Genomic DNA, 19,729 nt, shown 5'->3' with positions numbered 1-19,729 from the left:
CATGCTCCCTTCTCTGGTGCTACGCACATTAGTCAGGGAACTGTCGTCAACTCACGCGCCATTCATCCCACGCTCCTAAGAGTGAGGCGTGGGGCTTCTGTCGGATAAGCTAAACAACCAACTATTTCGATATATGAATTAGTGAATGGGGAATATCGAGTTAGTCAATTTAGAGGAAATGACCGGATACTATCACCAGCTTTCCCAGACTTAAACCTGACGGCTAACCAGATTTTTCAAGCTGGTGCATAGATAGTTTTTAATTGAGTAGGCGTAGCCTGTCGCCAACACGGCACTTTTCAACAATTGGGAGGCGCTAGGAATAGCTTAACAAAAACGTCATTTCCTAACGCCTCCTATTTGATTAAACGCGACGCAGGTTCATGAGTTCTTGGGGAGATGCGAGCATATCAATTGCTACAAAGAAGATTTTTCCTTCGGGATTGATTAAAAAGCGCCAGGAAATATTCATGCCTACAGTAACACCAAACCAAGGAGTTTGGACTACACCTGTAACTTTCAGTTGTTTGGAGCCATCTGATTGAACGTCGCAGATACCCATTTGTGGCATCATGTTAAGTCCTTGGGCTTCTTCACGCATATATTTGGCGATCGCTTCCCGACCAACAATCGGCTTCTGGAATGGTGGTTGCAGCGCCCCATCAGCAGTGAATAGAGCCACAGCAGCCTCAAAATTGTCTGTATTCATGGCTTCAATGTAGCCCAACACAGCAGGTTCTGTGACGCCATCAATCTTGACAGAGGAAATAGTTGGAGTTGTACGTTGAAAAGCAGGTTCTGCAACTGCTTTTGGGTAACTACTTGGGCCAAGCTCAGAAGTATCGAATCCCATATCTACTACGGTATTCCGCAGTACGGTGATTTGCTGACCTGGATCTAGCTTTTTGGTTGCTTCTAGCACAACTTGCACACCAGGAGACATTTGATAACCACTAGGAATAGGAGTGACGAGTCCCTTTTTCATCAACTCTCCTAACTCAAACCAGAAAGCCAGCTTAGTATTGACACTGAAGAATCCATAAGAACGGCTGATAGGAGTATCAGCACGGCTTGCAAGATCCCGCATGACTTTGGTTTGCTCTTCAGGAGACATCAGCTTAATTTGGGTGAGCAAACCTTCTGCTAGCTGCAGGCGTGCGGCTCCAGGTGCTGCGGGAGTAATTGTCTTACCCATTTCCGTGTAGGCATACCACAGATATGCTAGTTGATCATCAACATTGAGTTGATCGAACAAGGCGATAGTTGCTGGAATCGGGCTAGGAACTTGAGTGTTAGAAAAAATACTTTGAGCAGACTGGATAGTTAAAGCCATGATCAGAATCTCCAATATTGTTTGTTAATTAGCTGCTTTCAAAATTCCCACTAAGAATTTAAAAGCTGAGACCTTTCTGGTAATAAACACAATCAACTATCAATTCAAGACTTCTAGTGCTAAAAGTTAGCTTCTACCAAGGCTAAATTGCTGGCGGTAACTAAGTTTTTCACATAGAAATCGAAGCTAGCCTAGGGACTGTCTTGCAGGTAAATTTTTAGTTCAACAGCAAAGGTGTTGGTTCACCTTCGGTCATCTTTTACGGAACTGCACTCAATCATGCAGTTGTTTTATCAGAGGTTTAACTTTTATGTAAAGAACTGTAACAAGATTCTTAAGTTATGTAAAGTTCCTGAAATCACGCATTGACAGAAATCATCAAATATGAAATCTGAGTTCTTCGGTAGAAAAGTTTCATTTTTTGACTATTAGCAAGTGATGTCTAACCACAAGGAACTGATTACAAAGTGCCCTGTCAGAGGATAAGGGTCTATGCTAACTACCCGAAGGTAGTCGCCAGAAGCATGAAACAACAGAATTTCGTTATTTCACATGATGGTTAATTTGTACAGTGCGTAATTCCTAATTTATTGAAATAACTAGTGATACATATCAGCAAAACTTGTTTTCTAAAAGGCAACAATTTTAGCTTAAGCAGCAGAAGCCTCTCGCCTACTCGAAGTAGGAGTATGTCACGCTGTGAATCAATACCCTTGAGTTAGGGTAAAAAGCAGAAAACTACGTAGGTTGGGGAGCCACTCACCTCTGGGCGTTCCCCCCGTTGAGTGAAGTGGCCTTTGAGGAACATAACCCAGCACTTGTATGCTTTTTCTTGGGTAGCCCTGCCCTTAAACCAACCTATGATTATTTTTAACTAAACAGTATTCTCCTATAAATTGCGATCGCATGAATAAACTAAGCTCCCCGACCTAGCGGTACAGGTCGCTGCGCTAAAATACTAGTATAAAGTTCTACCAAATGCGTGATATTATCGCTGAGGGTATAGCGCTCTAACACCCGCTTTCTGGCTTTTTGCCCTAGTAGGGTTGTTAACTCTGGATGGTCTTGGAACAGTGGCAAAAGAGTTCTTAATTGCGATCGCACTGTTTTGGTGTTAACAATGACACCCGCACCTTTTTCTAATACTTCGCCATCTGCGCCTACGTCTGTAGCTAAACAAGCCAGCCCACAAGACATTGCTTCTAATAGAGATAGAGAAAGCCCCTCAACTAAAGAAGGCAAAATAAATACATCTGCCCCACGTAAAATTTCGATGCGTCGCTCTTCGTCCGCTACAAATCCTAACCAGATAATGCCGGATTCTGATCCATAAAACGGCTCTAAAGAGGACTTCAAAGGCCCATCCCCTACCATTAGTAACTTGCTACCAACGGCCATGTCCGATTGCTTCCAAGCACGTAGGAGAGGTTCAACGTTTTTTTCTGGGGCGATGCGACCTTGGTAGACAAATAAGCGATCAGCGGCAAATTCTGCTTTGATTTTGGAAGTACCAGGAGAATATTTGGTAGTATCGACGCCGTTGGGAATGACGGCTATATTTTCTTCTCGCACACCCATACGTGCCAATAATTCCCGCTGAATTTGGGAAAATACAATTACGCGATCATAGTTACCCAAAAAAGGCGCGTAGAGTTGATAAGCCAAAAATTGTGTTCCCGATATCAGCTTTGCCCCCTTACCAGCAAATGGGGTGTGGAAGGTGGCAATTAGGGGTAGATTTAGTTCTTCACAGATTTCTGGAAGGACAAAGTCAAGAGGAGATAGAGTCAAGGAAGCATGGACTATATCTGGCTTAATTTCCCGCAGGGAATCAGTTAAGACTTTGGTCGCTTTGAAAGTGGGAATAGTGTAAACTTGGGACTTGTAAATAAAGGGTAAGGAAACCTCTTGGCAATTGGGCCAGTTGTTGGGTTTAGATTCTTCTTGGGCAAAGTGAAGAAAGCTAACTTGATGTCCCCGGTCTAGCAAAGCATTTGTAATCTCTCGACTGTAGGTAACATTGCCACAAAAGGGTGATTTTTTTCCAATCCAGGCTATATGCATTCTTTGATTATCTATAAATAAAAGCGGGTTTGAAATAACAGTTTGTTTTGCTGTTTTCTTATCCCGGTATACTTACTGAGTTTTTATTTAGCATAAAATTAGACCATCTTCCAGATAAATAGCATAACCATAAGCTTATTTAACCAGTGCATTTATGGCTTTATTTAGTCTACTTCTAAGTTGTTAATTCTTTTAGTTAATCACAACTCATTTTAGCTAATAATCAGGTTGATTTTCAGCAAGTATTTGATAAATTTTCGATGACATTAGTTTAGCACGAAAGCAAATGCTTTCAGTAAATTACTGTTGATATCAAGGGGATGAACAATGGCTCCTACCTGACATCTAATCACGGGAGTTATACCAGGTTAATATACCTCCTGAGAAGACGATCACTGCTAATGCCAAAAACACCGCCTGCAATCCGATAAAGGTTTCGGCTACACCAGCCAATGCCAGGGGTAAGGTAAGGGCAATATTAATCACATTATTTTGCAGTCCAAATACTTTGCCACGCATTTCTGGTGGTGTTTCTGTTTGGATTGCAGTTTGCATAGGGATACCGACTAGGGCGCCAAAAACGCCCAACATTGCCAAGAACAGCAGGATTACCCATAGCTGGGTTGTGAATACCGATAAACCAATCAGAGATGCTGCCATGCCTAAACAACCCCACAGACTTAGCTGGTTATAGGAGAAGCGTTGACCAAACTGACCGAGAATCGTGGCCCCAGCGGCGATACCAACGCCCCCAGATGCCAGTAAAAAGCCAAATTGGGAAGCTTTCATGTTAGGAATAATTTCTGCCATCCGAACGGCGAGAACAGTTAAAGCGGCAAAGACAGAAAATAAGATGATCAGTTGCAACAAAGCATTGCGGACACGATAATTAGCTTTGAGGTATCGTAGACCATCCCGTAGGTCAGAGAAAACATGGGGGAATTCTGTTTCGGGAGGGTGGGGTTTTTCATTAGTCACTAGCAGCAACAAAATTAGCCCGGCGATCGCATAACTGCCACCCACCAAAATTTCTTTACCCAGTCCACCACTACCACCAAGCTTAAACCAAAGACCATCGGCGATCGCTAATAGAGGTTCCCCAACAGCAAAGCCGACAATCACCGACGCCATCATCGTTGTCGTGTACAGGGAATTAGCCGAGAGTAAATGCTGTTCTTCCACCACCAAGGGAATAGCCGCCTGTTCTGCCGGTGCAAAAAACTGCGTCAGCGTGGAAACTAAAAAAGTCACACCCAAAATGATCAGAAAACCCACTGGCAAAACTCCCACAGGTTTCCAATCATGGGTTAACCACAGCAGCAGAGGAATTGCCAAAACCAAAATACCGCGCCAAGCATTTGTTGCTACCAGCACAACTTTTTTTGGCCAGCGATCTACAAACACACCAGCGACAGAACCAAACAACACCGCTGGAATAGTGAAAGCCATCATCAAAGCCGACACCCAACCACTAATACTCTGATCGCTCGCCTGAAACTGGCTGTTAATCAAAGCAATCATCAGTACCAGATATACTTTATCAGCTAGTTGACAAAAAACTTGACCGCCCCAAAGAGCCAGAAAATTGGGGTTTTTCAATACTGGCCAAAACCCTTGCGGTTTTACATTCCCTGACCCTGCATCCCCACCGGAACCAGACCCATTTAATTGAGTAGATTCTTTTTCTATGTCAGTCGCTACTTGTAAATTCTCCCCAGAGGCATTACCATTCCCATTGCTTTGGGCAATAGTTGATTTCCCATCTGATTTTTTTTCTGATTGCTGATTAACATCAGTTGATTGTATTTCTGATATCCAGTTTTGATCCTTTGGCGAAACGTCTTTTGGGGACATTTCTTGGCTATTAATTTGACTGGATATAGTGGGAAGCACACTCAGGTGATTGGGTACCGTAGGATCTAATGCCCCATTTTGGTCTTTACCGTGGCTGGGTGACAAAGGCAGGATTTTTTTATCCAAATCAGACGATTGCATGATGGTTGGGGGCAAAATAAGAGTCAATCAAGGTGGCAGAGCGAATCGGACGTCCAAAATGATACTGAGCATACTGGCGCAAAATTTGCTCAACAGATAACCAGCCATAATTTGTGGCTGCATCTATTTGCATTATCTCTGGTTGCGACAAATGCTGAAGCATAACCAGTTCTGTAGCACTTAGGCGACTAGAAATCACTGGTAGGTCTTGGTGGTGGACAATTGTTTGAACAATTGTTTGAGAGCCAGGTTTTGAGGGATGGGGTGATGGGGAAGAATTTGTTTGTCTCCCCCTTTGCCCCTCTCTTCGCAAGCTTTCCCAAGCCTCTAAACAAACCGTTCCCCCCGTAGAAACGCTAAATCCTACCTGCCAATTGGGGTTGGTAAAATCTGGAATTAGGGGACGTTGAGTTAAGCAACAGACTTGCACCTGAGGTGTCAGTCCAGCTAAAGCTAAAAGGTGAAATACCCCATGAGCCAAATGTGCCACAACAGCCCCTGGCTCATTCCTGGGTAATACTTCTATCCGCTGGAGATGTTCATTGAATAATTCATAAAGTTCTTCTTGGGGGTGTTCACTTAAAGCCTGAAACAAAACTATTTCTGCTAAATATTGGCTAGCAGCAAGTTTTACCAAATCTTTACCCAGACCTGGATAAGTTTTTATCGTTTGTGCTTGAGTAATTCTATCGAGCGATCGCCCCTGAGTAATCAGTAATTCATTTACCACAAACATCCCACTCCTGCCGCCCAGGGTAGAGTTGTGCTTGCGTGCCCCAGGCGCAACTGCTCGAATCAGACCAAATTCCTGTGTCAAAATCGTCACTATTCGATCCATTTCTCCCAGCGCCTGGGTTTTGAGATTAATGCCAGTTGCTTTGTAGGTTCTACTCATTAGTTATTAGTCATTGGTCATTAGTCATTGGTGAGCCAGTGCGGTCTTGGGGGTTTCCCCCATGAGCAACTGGCGAACCCGAAGGGTCATTAGTCATTAGTCATTAGTCATTAGATCAGGACAAGGACAGATGACAATTGACAAGGGACAAAAAACAAATGACTACTCGCTCTTTTCTACATTTTCGCGCTGACGGAGCAAATCAACGCCGCGAGATGTGCCTAATCTAGTAGCACCAGCTAATATCAGGTCAAGCGCTTGATTGTGGGTGCGAATACCGCCCGATGCTTTAATTCCCACCCTTTCCCGCGCTATTTCCTTCAACATCTGCACATCCGCCACCGTCGCCCCGCCATTCCAACCAGTACTGGTTTTTAAGAATGCTGCTCCCGCCTCCATAGCTATTTCCGCAGCTATTTTTTTCTCAGCATCCGTCAGCAGGTTGGTTTCTAAAATTACCTTGACGCATTGCCCAGCTACTTCACAAATTGTAGCGATTTCCTGGTGTACTTCCTCAATTTTTCCAGCCTTCAACCAGCCTAAGTTGATGACCACATCCAACTCATCAGCGCCATTTTCCAACGCTTCTTGAGCTTCATAAAACTTAACTGCTGAAGTCGTTGCCCCATTAGGAAAGCCAATCACAGTACAGACTTTCGGATTTTTATTGTGGAGGAGTTCAACTGCTTGTCTCACGTAGGTGGGGTTCAAGCAAACCGTCGCAAAATTATATCTGTCTGCTTCTTCACACCATTGTACCACCTGCTCTGGGGTAGCCGTAGGCAACAGGAGGGAGTGATCGATAAATGGCGCAATATCAATGTTGGGATAGTCTGCTGCCATCGTTTGTTCTGCCAGTGTTAGATTATTAAACTTTATAAAAAATTAAGACATTTCTTATATATAGATTAAACCATATTTATATACGAGTTTATCCTGAAAACCGCCTTCTCCATCGGTCTGATATGCCGACTTTCCAGGTGTCACCAAATTATTGTATGTATTTAAGTTGACATCAGAAGATTATTATGGTATTGGATTTAACTAAAATTGTAATTTTCTGAATAAAAACGAAAATTTTGTTCGTAGTGAGCGATTTATCGCTCAATTCAAGCATTTTAAGGACTGAAGTCCTTACTACGAGCCTTTCTCTAGGTTTGTAAACCCAATTTGTAAAAAGTCAAGGATCGTTTTAGCTAATGCCTTTGCTGCTAAGTATGGCACACCATTACCAACAGTTTTAAACATATTGGTGAGTGACATATTCTCTGGAAGAATAAAATTTGCAGGTAGAGATTGTATTGCTAAAGCTTCCGCAACAGAAATTCGCCGGATTTTGTAAGGATGCAAATGTACTTCATTATTTCCATAGCAAGCTGTAGGAGAATAACGCCATCGGTGTAGACGTTTAAAAGACTTTTTAGAAACATCTCCTTCATCAACAGCAGCAATTTTTGTAATACCTGCTCTTGGTTGAAAATAATGTTTAGAATTGGGATGATTCAGTACCTGATTTTTTCTAAACCAATATTCAACAGTTAGTTTTTCAGGAAGATTATCAGGACAAGGAATTATAGAATCTTTTTTAAAAAGTTCGCTTTTGCACCAAGGGTAAGAGAAAACTTGTTTTTGAGGATATGAAATATATTTATCCCAAGGAAATATCACTTCAGGATTTATTTCCATATCCTTGAGGAAATTATCTCTAAAACCAATCAAAATAATTCTGTCTCTATCTTGGGGTACGCCGTATTCAATAGCATTAATTAATCGTTCTGTTAATATATAACCTGATTGCTGTAGCTGTGTTTTTAAAGATTCAAAAAATAAACGGTGTTTTGCTGTTCTCCACAAACCTTTGACATTTTCAAATAAAAAGAAATCTGGTTGATGACGACAAATTAATTCGACATAAGCGGCGGAAAGTTTACCATTATCTCCTAAATGTCCTCTGTTTTTTCCCCCAATAGAAAAATCAGGACAAGGAGGCCCGCCAATAAAGCCAATTATATTATATGATTTGCGGCTGTCTTTGATTAAATCACTAAGGTGTTGTGCTTGGGTTCCTTCTATTAGTTGGGTTACGTCTGCTGCTTCCCCGTGATGATATCCATATTCAGGTGATGGGAGGTTGAGAAGTTCCCGTGAATGGCGATATGCAGCGATGAATGGGGAGAAGATTTCGTTAACGTAAGCGATTTTATAACCGCTGGTTTCAAAGCCTAAGTCTAGAAAGCCGGCACCGGAGAAGAAGGAAAAGATGGAGGGTGAATTGGCCATTAAATAAATAGAATATTGGCAAGTATATATTAAAATATTCGCCGACAAATATCTGCTATTATTTACTAATAAATCACTGATTTTTTATAACACTTATTTGACCTTTATTATGTCCTCATCTAACTGGGAAGATTTCTTGGCTGAAGGAAAACGCGCAGTTGATATAGTCCGCAGAGGGTTAAGAAATCGTGGTATTAATGCAGGAGCATCTAGAATCACTGAATTTGGTACTGATGAAGATATTCCAGTATATGGCACGGATAATGAACACCAGTTATTTTGGATATCAGTTAAAAGTGTTTCTAGTGTAGTTGAAAATCTGCGTATCCTACCTTTTGGTTATAAAGGCTGGATGTGTGGTGAAGTTGAAAGCAAGCAATGGGTTAACCCCCCATCTGTTATTATCTGGTATTGTCTAGCCAATGGGATGGCTTGGGGTACTATTCCTGCTAGACGGCTGAGTACCCGTTGGTTTATTTTTCCTAACCGTTGGGGAAGGATAGTAGACAAGCGCAAAACAAATCAGTTAGGTTATACAGTATACCTTTATCCAAGCTGGCTGGTACTACCGGATGAAATAGTCAGCAAAGAAGAAGTTATTGCCTATATTCAGCGTTTAAGTCAACAATGATTTGAATGGAATTATAATAGTATTTAACAGTTACCTTGAGACACCTTGCATGAAAAAAGTTAATATCTATACAAATTTAGAGAAATTGTAACTATGTATGAACAATTGATAGATTTTGATGGTATTTTCAATCTTGCATTTAAGCACACTGAAGAATTAATTGAACTCGGCTTTGATATTAGTGATCCTGCTGGCGTGACAGAACTGGAATGGATAGCAAATCAATATCCAGAACTTACAGAACGCTGCAATAATGCTTTGCTAGAACTTATTAAAAAGCAAGCTGCGACTACTCCTGCTTTTGTAGGTGCTGGATACTCTGAGAATGATTTAGATAGCTTTTAAATAAGTAAAGTTATCAATAAAGTACCCTGTCAAATTAAATGCTCAGTTATTTTTAAATTCATTTACAGTTTACGTGAACTAGTATATTCGGTTATCACTACCAGCAAGGCGTTAATTGTGGTGTTTATAATACAGAAGTTACATTAACGAGTTCATGCTCATGGATGTTATTCTTTGGTATTCTGAAAACAAAACTCCCAACAGCCAAGAGAATTGGGATAAAATTCAGTCTTGGTGGCATGAATTAGACGGTAAACAGGTAGAATTTCGTAATGTCTTGGGAACCCTGACAGATCCATCAACTGGAAAAAAGGAAGATAGGATGGCTCAAGGAAAATGGCTAAGTATCCAGAACCCACGCTTAGAAGATAACCGCCTCAAATTTAGTAGCGATAATGTATACCGCGAAATTCCAGTGGAAAAGCTTGAGCTAGACATTAATAAAAATGAGCTAAAAGTTTATTCTTCAGATTCTAAAAAGTACATTTTTATACAAATCTGGGAATGGTTTTTTCAGCACTGAAACTATTATTAGTAATAGTAGGTTGGGTTGAGCCACAGAAAAACCCAACATCTACAGAAATAGATTTTTTTGTTAACTGAAATGTATTGCGGAATAAAGAGCTTTTTACTCACATCTCCTAACTGTAGCATAGTCCGCCAAGGAATCAATTCCCTGGCTAATAGCTAAAGTCTACTCAAGTAGACTAAAGATTGCTTTTCAGTCCACTTTAGTGGAGTTGGGCTATTAGCCTGCGATTTCAATCGTAGGCGGATAAGGTGCGTAGTGCAAGATTTGATTCTTTGCGCCTTTGCTACGAGTGCGTGTAATTATCCCAAAACCTGAAAATTTATATAGTTTTTAATCAGTTATGTAGAAACCTTATTCACCCTTTCGCTTTCTTCTATAATGCGCTTGGAGTAAACCAGTTGGATATTGTTTTGAGTTGATAAGTTCTAATTCTTCTTCAGGGCTGGGCGGTGGAAAAAGGCGGATACCGTTACCTAAGATTATTGGAATAGTTGAAATAATATATTCGTCAATTAAGCTGTGCTGAAGAAATGAGTTGATTAATTCTCCACCACCAACTAGCCAGATATTTTCAAAGCCTTGCGCTTCTATTTTTGCTAATGCTTGCTGCACTGTGTCAGAAATAAACTCAATATCTTTTCGGTCAGATTTGAAATTACGCCGAGTGAAAACGAAAGATTTTTTATCTGGATAAGGCCACTCATTGAAACTGAGTCCTATTTCGTAAGTCTTGCTACCCAAAATAACAGCATCAACTGATTCATAGAAAGAAGTGTAACCGTAGTCTTCCCCCTCTATATCTAGCGTCGATAACCAATCAATTCCTCCATCAGTTTTAGCAATATAGCCATCTAAACTGGCTGCGATGTAGAGTGTAACTTTTGTCATTGTATTCCCAATTTGGTAGCTTTCACGCAATGGTGTAAAGACGCAAAGTTTTTCTTTGCGTCTTTGGGCGAAATTATCCCACAACTTCAACCTGCTGCGTTTCTGGTAATAACCGTTTCACACCTTGCTTAACAAAGCCTTGCAAAAATGCCATCTGCTGATTTTGCTGAAAGACATTTTGCAAAGTTTGACGCAATTTATCCAGATTTAAAGCATTTCCTGAATCTAGGGCAATTTCTTGCTGTTCAAAATAGGCAACTAAACTTAATCCTGCTACTCTGGTGAGATAAGCTGCACTCACACCCTGCACCATTCCCCCTGCTACGAAGGTAACGGCGTTAGTTTTAAGAACTGTAGTAATCGCTTTTGTCGAAAGTTCGACTAAACCCAATTTCAGCATCAAACTTCCCATTGTTCCGGCGACAGTTTGCGCTTGTTCTAGGGAAAACTTCTGCTGATAGATTTTACCCAAATCCATTACCATTTGGGCATTAATTGCCGCAGTGGCTAATATATCTAATGCGGGGACTGGGTTAGCAAAGGCAGCGGCGGCAGCTATCCACTGATATTGTTCTATGATGGGGGTGGCGCGATCGCATCTCGTGGCATTTAACCAGTTCTTCACCTCAGCTTGCAGCAACCTAGCACTCCTCATGGTAGTTGCTAAAACTAGCTGCTGTGCTTGAATAGCGAGAATTTCACCCAACTGCTGCGTCAACTGCTGGATATCTGGTGCTGGTTGTTCCATCCACTCTTGCACAGAACCATCAGCTTCATATTTCCGCACTTTCACAGGAACAGGAGACACCGCCGTAGCCACAACATTTCCCTGCATCAGCTGTTTCAACGACTGCAAAACGCTGGCGCGTTCATCTGGCATATACTGATCTTGTTTGTTAAAAACCAGCATTGTTGGCTGATGCGCCGCTTTTAGCTGCTGTAAAACTTGAAATTCTGAGTCTGTCAAATCCCCATTTGTCAGAAACAGGACAAAATCAGATTTTTGTACTGACGCCAAAACCTCTGCGTCTGGGTTGTCACCCGCTTCTCTAAACAGAGGCGCTGTCTCTTGGAAGTGTAGCTTCTCTAAATTTTGCTGTAAGACTTGAATAACAGTACTTTTACCTACAGACTTTCCGCCAGTGACAGCGAGTTTAATTTCTTGTCTGTCTAACTCAAAGAATAACTGAGTAACTTGTTCTCGCAGTCTCTCTAAGGCGGGATGGTTTTCTGCTTCTTGCGCTAGTTGATTAATTAAGGCTTCGGTTTTAGCGATCGCTTTTTCCACGGTAGCTCTATCTACGAGCATACCATCTAGCTGCTCTAAACCGACTTTCGGGCGTTTTTGCTGGAATAACCACAAACCACCACCAACCGCTAAAGCACTCAATAACCCAAATTCACCCACCTGCACTATAGAATCGTGCCAACTGTCCAACATCCACAGGGAAAAGGACAGTCCCAATCCTCCCACTAAAATTGGTCGTTGCAACTTCACAACCATGTTTCTCCGAGCTATTTGGATGGCTTTTCTTCCAGAATAGATCAAAACTCTACTTGAACGAGTTCGACAGGGGAACAGTCACAATATTCTTTACTTAGAGATTTTGATGAAATTAACTCCCATGCATTCCGATACTGTGCCGAACGCGGTTTCCGCTGTCGTTTTTTAGCTTCAACAAGGTGTATTTCGCTACCGTAGTCTATAAATACGTCTACCGGGAAGATATAAAACAGGTCAATATTTTCTATATAGACTAAAGCAAAATCAAAGTCTGCTGCCTTATACACTTCTCGAAGCATTATCCGCCGATTGGTTTTAGTACGGCGATTATCTACCACATAATTACCACAAGGTTCATCAAGCCAAGCATATTTAACTTGGATTTTTACTAGAGTTCCCTCTACATCAAATGCTAAATCATAAGGTAGGCGATCGCCTACAGGTTTCAAAACTCCCCAACCGCGCTTTAAGGCATGAAGAACAGCTGCTTGTTCAGCTATGTCTCCTTTAAGTTTTGTGTCCATCTGCAAAATCAAAATAATTAAAACAAAACCCCAGAATCTTTTCAAATTCCAGGGTTTCATTTTTAATTTGGTGGCGGGAAGTGGATTTGAACCACTGACCTTCGGGTTATGCTTACCATCTACAACTTTCGTTGCCTGGATTAACCAGTTTGTGGTCTGGACTGTCCCTTCACCCTCGTCGTTAACGTTAGGGTGTCTGCCTTCCAGTCTCTACACCTTCCTCATTTCTGAGGCTTGGTTCGGGATTACCGCGCTATTGGCTTCCCCGAGTTTGACAGATAAACGCATATAAGTTTCTTTATATGCCGCCCACTGTGAAGTTAACTGATAAGCGTTTAGTTAATTTCACCGTTGAGCCCGACGAGCTACCAGGCTGCTCTATCCCGCGTTGCTTTCGTCTCTCGACTTCTTTAATATAACTCGAAGTCAAAAGTTTGTCAACTACAAAAGCGATAATTCTCCAACTACTTCTAAACGCTTGTATTTTCCCAAGCTCATGAACTTTTCCGACAGGCGTTCAGCCACGCTGGGACTAATCCAGCCCATTTGCTGGAGCAAGTGGATCGCTACGGCATATTTTGCCCGCTTGGCTCCATCCATGACTTTAATTGCCAATCCCATACCCTCACCGAGCCTACCAATGCACTGCACTCCTTCAGCACCAGCTTTGCTTACCAGTTCCCCTGGAGTTAAGCGCATCAATTCCGTGTCAAATTCCCCCTCTCCTGCCACCAAGACTGGGTGATGAGTCATGGCACGGACAATGCGCTCCATATCCAAGTTAGTGCTAGAGGCTAGCAGGGCATACAAAGAGGCCATTTGACTGAGTTGCATTAGATATGTGGGTGCGCCGCAGTCATCGTGAGCGGTGAGAAATTCCTCCGCAGGCATTCGCAGCAATTCTGCTACTTTGGCGAGAATCAACTGTTGTATGGGGTGTTTACGATCCAAGTAGTTGTTTAGAGGCCAATGACGTTGCTGACAAACAGCTAACATCCCCGCGTGTTTACCAGAGCAATTGTATTCCAGAGGGCTGCGCTTGCCTTGAGGAATTGGACACTGGAGTGCCGTCGGGTCAAGATCGGTGCGCCACAGGATGTTAAATACCTGTCTGACCTGCTCTATAGCTCCCTTGTGGGAACTGGTGATTATTGCCAAATCGCGATCGCTGAGGTCGTAACGTTCCAGTGTGCCTGTGGTGGTGACTGCCAGAGCCTGAAATGGTTTAAGGGCTGAACGGACAAATGCAGCAGTTTCCGAGTTACCGGCAACGGATAGAACCCGTCCCCGCTCGTCACAGACAACAGCCTGGACAGTATGCCGCGATTCAATAATGCCTTCCCGTAGCAGCCTGACTTCCAGTGCTGGGGCCTGAGTTCGTTTTCCCATTGTCATGGGTTAAAATTTATCTCTTTTTTATGAGTTGTCAGTTGTCAGTTGCCAGTTGTTTTTTCTTAACCACTGACCCTGCGGGTTCGCCAGTTGCTGATGGGGAGCCACTGCGTTGGCGGGGTTCCCCCCGTTGAAGCAAATGGCATGAAAAAGCCCAAGACCTCACTGGCTCACCACTGATCACTGACCAATGACTAATTAAAACAAATGCCAAACTATAGTACCAATAAGAAACATTCCCGCCAAGCCAGCAAAGGTAATTTGTAAGCGTTGGAGAATAGGTTTAATTTCGTATGTCACAATCAGGCGTTCACGAGTCAGGACAGACTGTGGCTTTGTCCAAGTTTGACCGTCGTACCAGCCTGACTCTTCATAAAATACTGTAGGACTGTAGAGGCGATCGCGCACGTAGAACCAGCCCAAATACAACCGCGCCAGTGCCAGCAGTACCCCTACACTTGCTCCTGCGGCTCCACAGAGGATAAAATGGGCTATGTGCTTGTGTGGGGGAAAACTTGCCGCCGCTACAGGCCCTGCCAATAGCCACGATAATCCCCAGATCCAAAGTATTTTCGTGATATACTTGCCCAAATTTAAGGTGCTATCGCGAAACAGCCAAGAGCTTTTTAACTCTTCGTACTCATTGAGCGGTTGTTGTTCTATGGGAACTGGGCAATTTGGAACTGAGGACTTAATCATTTTGGCTTACTCCCTTGGTCATCGGAGTTTGGCAGCGCAATCCGTTCTGCATGTATCCAGAACGCTTCTAAATTGTAAAACTCCCGTTCTCTTGGCATCATGATGTGAACGATCACATCGCCGTAGTCTTGTAGCACCCAACTTCCCTCAGCTTTTCCTTCTGTCCTAATGGGACGCCGTTGCCACTCACTTTCGACCTGTGCCTCAATTGCTGCGGCAATCGCCCTTACTTGTACCCTAGAATAGCCAGTCATCATCACAAAGTAGTCTGATAGGTAAGATACATCTCCTACCTTGAGCAATAAAATCTCACCTGCTTTGCGGTCTGATGCAGCTTCGGCGATGGTTAAAGCTAATTTTGCACTCTCCTCATCGGTTTGCGCCAGTGGGCTGCTCACCGTATTCTTCATCAGAGGGACAGATTGTAATGGGAAGTTTCCTTGGAAATAATCAGTCATTAAACCTCAGGTGCTTTCTTCCTCTTGTAACAACTCTCTACATTTACTTAAAAAACAACAAACAATTGAACTGCAATTGGATGAATAGGTTTTTTTGAATACTAACAAAAAAATAGGTGTCTATGGGGCTGGTTCGACAATTAGCTGTTTAGATTTGGCTCTCGTGCAAGCAATTTTGGCTGGCGAATGGTGTAGCGATGTATCCACCGATGGCTTTATAGCCATTATTTACTGTCAATCAATATATTTGGAAGTATTGCCACATCTAGCCTACAGGCTTTCTTCTATTAGCTGCTAAAAATAACGATACAACATTTGAGACCTAGGCTTAGTCTACCTAAAGAGAGATCGGTATCAGCTCATGGTTATATTTCTTCTTCAAAAATGTCGCCAGAATACTATCTATATCTCAAGGTTAGGCTCTAGAAAAATTTACATAAGCTGATCCCACCCCTTGAAGGAGTGGGATTTCGCGTTTTTTAAAGATAATTTAGCTAAACAGCACCACTATTTCTGTTAAACACAATGGCTACAGTTTTGAAAATCAGCTTTAAATCGTAAGCTAAACACCAATTTTTTTGATACTGCAAATCCAGGCGAATTACATCCTCAAAACTACGTACTGTGGAGCGTCCATTTACTTGCCATTCACCAGTCATCCCAGGCTTAACATCCAAACGTTGCCACTCTGGCACTTCATAGCGTTCCACTTCATCAGGTGTGGGTGGTCTAGTACCAACTAAACTCATCTCTCCTTTGAGAACATTCCAAAATTGTGGCAGTTCATCCAAGCTAGTGCGACGCAAAAATCGCCCTATCCGCGTGACTCTGGGATCGGCTTCATTTTTGAAAAAGGCCCCTTGTACTTGGTTTTGTACTTGGGCTTTTTTGGCTTCTGCATCCACGCACATGGAGCGGAATTTCCAAATCGAAAAACGCTTCCCCATCCAACCACAACGGGTTTGACAAAAGAAAATCGGGCCGGGATCGTCGATTTCAATGGCGATCGCAATCGGAATCATCAAAATTCCTGTAATCACTAAACCTACCATTGCCCCAACAATGTCTATGAATCGTTTCATCCAAGATGCTACCGAAGGATGAGTCTGGGGTAGCGGCTCTACTCTCCGGGAGTTATTCTTACGGGTATCTACGGTGTTATTCGCTTCTATCAGCGACACGCTACTAAGAGAATCAATCGGTAAAACCTGATCCAATCCTGTAAGGTTTAACACTGCCATCACTTGGGGGGTAACATTTCGCAGTCTGAATGCGATCCCTTTTTCTTGGGCAATTTTAAAATTACTCACCAGGGCACCTAAACCACTACTATCCATAAAAGTAGTTTGCTGAAAGTCAATAATAATTTGCCCTGGATGTGGATTGGCTTGGGTTAAGTTTTGGCAGGTTTGCTTAAAGCCTACAGCTTCAAGCACGCTCAACCGCGTAGACACCTGCACTATTACCGTGTCGTTTAGGTAAGTAACTGGAAAATCTGCCTCTGTGGGTTGGCTGCTCATGAAGCTATGCATTTTAGTTGCCATCTAAAATCTAATCTGCCAAACATCATTTTGTCCTAAAAATTACCTAACCTCATGTAAAATCAGTAGGGATCGTCACCAATTGCTAGTTGCTAGCAATGAGATTAGACATCGCTGATAACGGTTCACAATAGAACAAGAAGCCAAAAACATAGTTGTTGTTCTGTTATGCCGACACAAAGCGATCGCGTTGCTATCATCATATGATTGCTAAAACTACAGTTGAACCTACCGCACGCCTGGTTGAAGTCTTTTCTGCAATTCAAGGGGAAGGACTAAATGTCGGGACACGTCAGATTTTTATTCGCTTTGCTCTTTGCGACTTGCGGTGTCACTTTTGCGATAGTGCCCACACTTGGAATGCACCCACTAGCTGTAAAATCGAGCGCTCCCCAGGATTACGGGACTTTGAAATTCATTCTAATCCCGTTCCCCTACCCATATTAATCGAATGGGTTGAAAGGCAAAACTTACCTTGTCTACACGATAGCATTAGCTTAACTGGGGGCGAACCACTTCTTCATGCCCCATTTTTGGCGCAATTTCTCCCAGAATTGAGAGCTACTACTGCTCTACCTATATACCTGGAAAGCGGTGGACATCGTCCGGAACAATTGTTGATGATTCTTCCCTATCTAGACTCTGTGGGCATGGATTTAAAATTACCCAGTGTCAGCGGTGAAAGTTATTGGCAAGAACATACAAAATTTCTCAAAATATGCTTTGATTCACATTTAGATGTTTTTGTCAAGATAATCGTTTCTCAACAAACAGATATAGGTGAATTGGAACGTTCAGCTTTGTTGGTCGCAGCTGTTAGTCAGGATATCCCGATATTTTTACAACCTGTTACACCTTTGGCAGCGGCTGAACAACTTAGCCAAGTGCCTGTACTGACACCAACTCCTGACCAAATTTTAGGATGGCAGGCTTTGATGAAACGGTTTGTCAAGCAAGTGCGTGTGATCCCCCAAACACATAAAGTGCTGAACCAGTTGTAGTTTAACGAAGCTGTAATGAAGGAAAAACCAAACTTGATGAATTTTTGATGTTACCAAGTCTAGGAGAATTCACTCATAACCAAATAATTGTTAATACGTAGTACTATACCCCAATACTAGCTTTTTTTGCTTGCAAATATGATTCGGACAAATTATTGGCTTTCGCTATTGGGTCGTTCTTTTGTGGCATCTGTAGTGAGTATTGTGGGGTTTGTGACATCTGCCAGCGCTGCTACCATGACTAACAGCCTGGTAATTCCTGGAGAAAGTACAGATTTGTACCCATCTAATAGCAACAACGCTAATACTAACCGCTTAGGTGGCCTTTTTTCAGATCTGTACTACGATCGCTATAGCAATGTGTACTATGGTTTAGTAGATCGCGGTCCCGGTGGTGGCATCATAGACTACAAGACGCGAGTGCAAAAATTTTCCCTAGACGTTGACCACAACACTGGTGCAATCAGCAACTTTCAACTACTAGACACTATTTTGTTTACCAAAAATGGTGATAACTTCAATGGCTTAAACCCCAACTTACTCAACGGTAATTCGGGAACTCTAGGTCTAAGCTTAGACTCAGAAGGCTTTGCAATTGCCCCTAACGGTAATTACTACATTTCTGATGAATATGGGCCGTCCATATACGAATTCAGTCCCACTGGTAAGTTTATTCGGGTATTTGAGACCCCAGGCAATTTACTTTCCAAAGCTGGAAGCAATGTCAACTATGTTGATGGTCGCCCCATCATTACCAGTGGTCGTCAAGATAACCGAGGCTTTGAAGGGGTAACTTTAAGTCCAGATGGCAGCAAACTATATGCAATGCTGCAAGACCCGTTGGTAAATGAAGGTGCTTCTAATGATGGACGGCGGAGTCAAAATTTACGGCTAGTAGAATTTGACACTGCAACTGGTCAGAGTACGGGACAATATATCTATCAGCTAGAAAGTCTGAGCGATATTAATGACCGCCTTCCCGGAACAGCAGATGATTTTTCAGCTACTGCCCAAGGGCGAAATATTGCTATTAGCGCCATTACAGCCTTAAATGACAAAGAGTTTTTAGTTTTGGAACGGGATAATCGGGGCCTTGGCGTAGATCCTGCTACAAGTGCACAGCCTACTGGTAGCAAACGGGTTTATAAAATTAACCTCACAGGTGCAACCGATGTTAGTAACATTAGTTTGGCAGGGACGAATAATCTACCCTCTGGTGTAACACCTGTAAGCAAGTCTACGTCACCGTTTATTGACATTGCCGATATTCTGAAAGGAAACGGGCAGATAATCCCAGAGAAATTTGAAGGTCTGGCTATTGGCCCGCAACTAGCTGATGGTTCCTACGCAATTATCATGGGTACAGATAATGACTTCAGCGTGACTCAGAATTCGAGTAATGTACAGTTTGATGTTTGTACAGATGGTACTAACAGTACTCAAGTACCAATTGATAGCGGTTGTCCAGCAGGAAAATCTTTGATCCCTAGCTATCTTTATTCTTTTAAAGCTAGTAGTCAGGAGTTACAGGGATTTGTGCCACCAGAAAAGATACCAGAACCAACTGCAAGTGCTGGGTTAATCCTACTGGGCTTGAGTGCTTTCTGGCTAAAGCGGCAGACTAAGGCTGTATCCCATTAAAAAGTA

The 19,729-nt window shown here is 42.6% G+C and carries 19 protein-coding genes and 1 pseudogene; 7 read left to right on the top strand and 13 right to left on the bottom strand.

Annotated elements, in window-relative coordinates:
- Positions 1-111 precede the first annotated feature (111 nt).
- A pseudogene (locus H6G32_RS26930) lies at positions 112-252 on the top strand (Uma2 family endonuclease); the annotation flags it as partial.
- Between the two features lie 112 nt (positions 253-364).
- On the opposite strand, the gene H6G32_RS23050 reads toward H6G32_RS26930, so the two are convergent.
- The 6 genes from H6G32_RS23050 to H6G32_RS23025 form a co-directional block, all read right to left on the bottom strand.
- The gene (locus H6G32_RS23050; RefSeq protein WP_190462534.1) at positions 365-1,333 is read right to left on the bottom strand and encodes an orange carotenoid protein N-terminal domain-containing protein; all 969 of its coding nucleotides are present in this window, start codon (positions 1,331-1,333) and stop codon (positions 365-367) included.
- Positions 1,334-2,248: 915 nt separating this feature from the next.
- A complete protein-coding gene (locus H6G32_RS23045; protein WP_190462531.1) occupies positions 2,249-3,397 on the bottom strand; it encodes a glycosyltransferase family 4 protein in 1,149 nt (382 codons plus the stop codon).
- A gap of 345 nt (positions 3,398-3,742) precedes the next feature.
- On the bottom strand, positions 3,743-5,392 hold the full coding sequence (locus H6G32_RS23040) for an MFS transporter (protein ID WP_190462529.1): 1,650 nt from the start codon (positions 5,390-5,392) through the stop codon (positions 3,743-3,745).
- On the bottom strand, positions 5,379-6,287 hold the full coding sequence (recO, locus tag H6G32_RS23035) for a DNA repair protein RecO (RefSeq protein ID WP_190462528.1): 909 nt from the start codon (positions 6,285-6,287) through the stop codon (positions 5,379-5,381). Before recO ends, H6G32_RS23040 begins: the two co-directional genes overlap by 14 nt.
- 162 nt (positions 6,288-6,449) lie before the next feature.
- Entirely contained in the window at positions 6,450-7,130 is a 681-nt protein-coding gene (gene deoC / locus H6G32_RS23030) for a deoxyribose-phosphate aldolase (RefSeq protein WP_190462526.1), read from the bottom strand.
- A 294-nt stretch (positions 7,131-7,424) separates the two neighbouring features.
- Positions 7,425-8,567, bottom strand: a complete 1,143-nt coding sequence (locus H6G32_RS23025; protein WP_190462524.1) for a DNA cytosine methyltransferase — start codon at positions 8,565-8,567, stop codon at positions 7,425-7,427.
- A gap of 109 nt (positions 8,568-8,676) precedes the next feature.
- Here H6G32_RS23025 and H6G32_RS23020 point away from each other — a divergent pair, with 109 nt between their 5' ends.
- From H6G32_RS23020 to H6G32_RS23010, 3 genes are all read left to right on the top strand, one after another.
- Complete coding sequence (locus tag H6G32_RS23020) at positions 8,677-9,198, top strand: hypothetical protein (protein ID WP_190462522.1); 522 nt, start codon at positions 8,677-8,679, stop codon at positions 9,196-9,198.
- Between the two features lie 93 nt (positions 9,199-9,291).
- Positions 9,292-9,543 carry a hypothetical protein gene (locus tag H6G32_RS26485; RefSeq protein ID WP_199328220.1) on the top strand — a complete coding sequence of 84 codons (252 nt, stop codon included), beginning with the start codon at positions 9,292-9,294 and terminating at the stop codon, positions 9,541-9,543.
- 160 nt (positions 9,544-9,703) lie between these two features.
- The gene (locus tag H6G32_RS23010) at positions 9,704-10,066 is read left to right on the top strand and encodes a hypothetical protein (protein WP_190462520.1); all 363 of its coding nucleotides are present in this window, start codon (positions 9,704-9,706) and stop codon (positions 10,064-10,066) included.
- A 360-nt stretch (positions 10,067-10,426) separates the two neighbouring features.
- Here the strand turns inward: H6G32_RS23010 and H6G32_RS23005 are convergent, their stop codons facing one another.
- From H6G32_RS23005 to rsfS, 6 genes are all read right to left on the bottom strand, one after another.
- The gene (locus tag H6G32_RS23005) at positions 10,427-10,963 is read right to left on the bottom strand and encodes a dihydrofolate reductase family protein (protein ID WP_190462518.1); all 537 of its coding nucleotides are present in this window, start codon (positions 10,961-10,963) and stop codon (positions 10,427-10,429) included.
- A 73-nt stretch (positions 10,964-11,036) separates the two neighbouring features.
- Positions 11,037-12,467 (bottom strand): YcjF family protein, encoded by a 1,431-nt coding sequence (locus tag H6G32_RS23000; RefSeq protein ID WP_190462516.1) that lies wholly within the window; start codon positions 12,465-12,467, stop codon positions 11,037-11,039.
- A 41-nt stretch (positions 12,468-12,508) separates the two neighbouring features.
- A complete protein-coding gene (locus tag H6G32_RS22995; RefSeq protein ID WP_190462514.1) occupies positions 12,509-12,991 on the bottom strand; it encodes a group I intron-associated PD-(D/E)XK endonuclease in 483 nt (160 codons plus the stop codon).
- A 441-nt stretch (positions 12,992-13,432) separates the two neighbouring features.
- Positions 13,433-14,386, bottom strand: a complete 954-nt coding sequence (locus H6G32_RS22990; protein WP_190462513.1) for an asparaginase — start codon at positions 14,384-14,386, stop codon at positions 13,433-13,435.
- A 195-nt stretch (positions 14,387-14,581) separates the two neighbouring features.
- Positions 14,582-15,082 (bottom strand): CGLD27 family protein, encoded by a 501-nt coding sequence (locus tag H6G32_RS22985; RefSeq protein ID WP_190462511.1) that lies wholly within the window; start codon positions 15,080-15,082, stop codon positions 14,582-14,584.
- Positions 15,079-15,540 carry a ribosome silencing factor gene (rsfS, locus tag H6G32_RS22980; protein WP_190462509.1) on the bottom strand — a complete coding sequence of 154 codons (462 nt, stop codon included), beginning with the start codon at positions 15,538-15,540 and terminating at the stop codon, positions 15,079-15,081. The genes H6G32_RS22985 and rsfS overlap by 4 nt, the downstream gene beginning before the upstream one ends.
- Before the next feature lie 94 nt (positions 15,541-15,634).
- On the opposite strand from rsfS, the gene H6G32_RS22975 reads away from it, so the two are divergent.
- Positions 15,635-15,838, top strand: coding sequence for a hypothetical protein (locus H6G32_RS22975; RefSeq protein WP_190462507.1), 204 nt, complete (start codon positions 15,635-15,637; stop codon positions 15,836-15,838).
- Positions 15,839-16,034: 196 nt separating this feature from the next.
- Here H6G32_RS22975 and H6G32_RS22970 read toward each other — a convergent pair whose 3' ends face one another.
- Complete coding sequence (locus tag H6G32_RS22970; protein ID WP_190462505.1) at positions 16,035-17,084, bottom strand: anti-sigma factor antagonist; 1,050 nt, start codon at positions 17,082-17,084, stop codon at positions 16,035-16,037.
- A 200-nt stretch (positions 17,085-17,284) separates the two neighbouring features.
- On the opposite strand from H6G32_RS22970, the gene H6G32_RS22965 reads away from it, so the two are divergent.
- Positions 17,285-18,082: a 7-carboxy-7-deazaguanine synthase QueE gene (locus H6G32_RS22965; protein WP_190462502.1), complete on the top strand. Its 798-nt coding sequence runs from the start codon at positions 17,285-17,287 to the stop codon at positions 18,080-18,082.
- Between the two features lie 138 nt (positions 18,083-18,220).
- On the top strand, positions 18,221-19,723 hold the full coding sequence (locus H6G32_RS22960) for an esterase-like activity of phytase family protein (protein ID WP_190462501.1): 1,503 nt from the start codon (positions 18,221-18,223) through the stop codon (positions 19,721-19,723).
- The last annotated feature ends 6 nt before the right edge of the window (positions 19,724-19,729 follow it).

This window comes from Cylindrospermum sp. FACHB-282 (assembly GCF_014697195.1).
Lineage (GTDB): Bacteria > Cyanobacteriota > Cyanobacteriia > Cyanobacteriales > Nostocaceae > Cylindrospermum.
The sequence above is the reverse complement of the archived record's forward strand: the minus strand, read 5'-3'. Positions and strand labels throughout refer to the sequence as shown.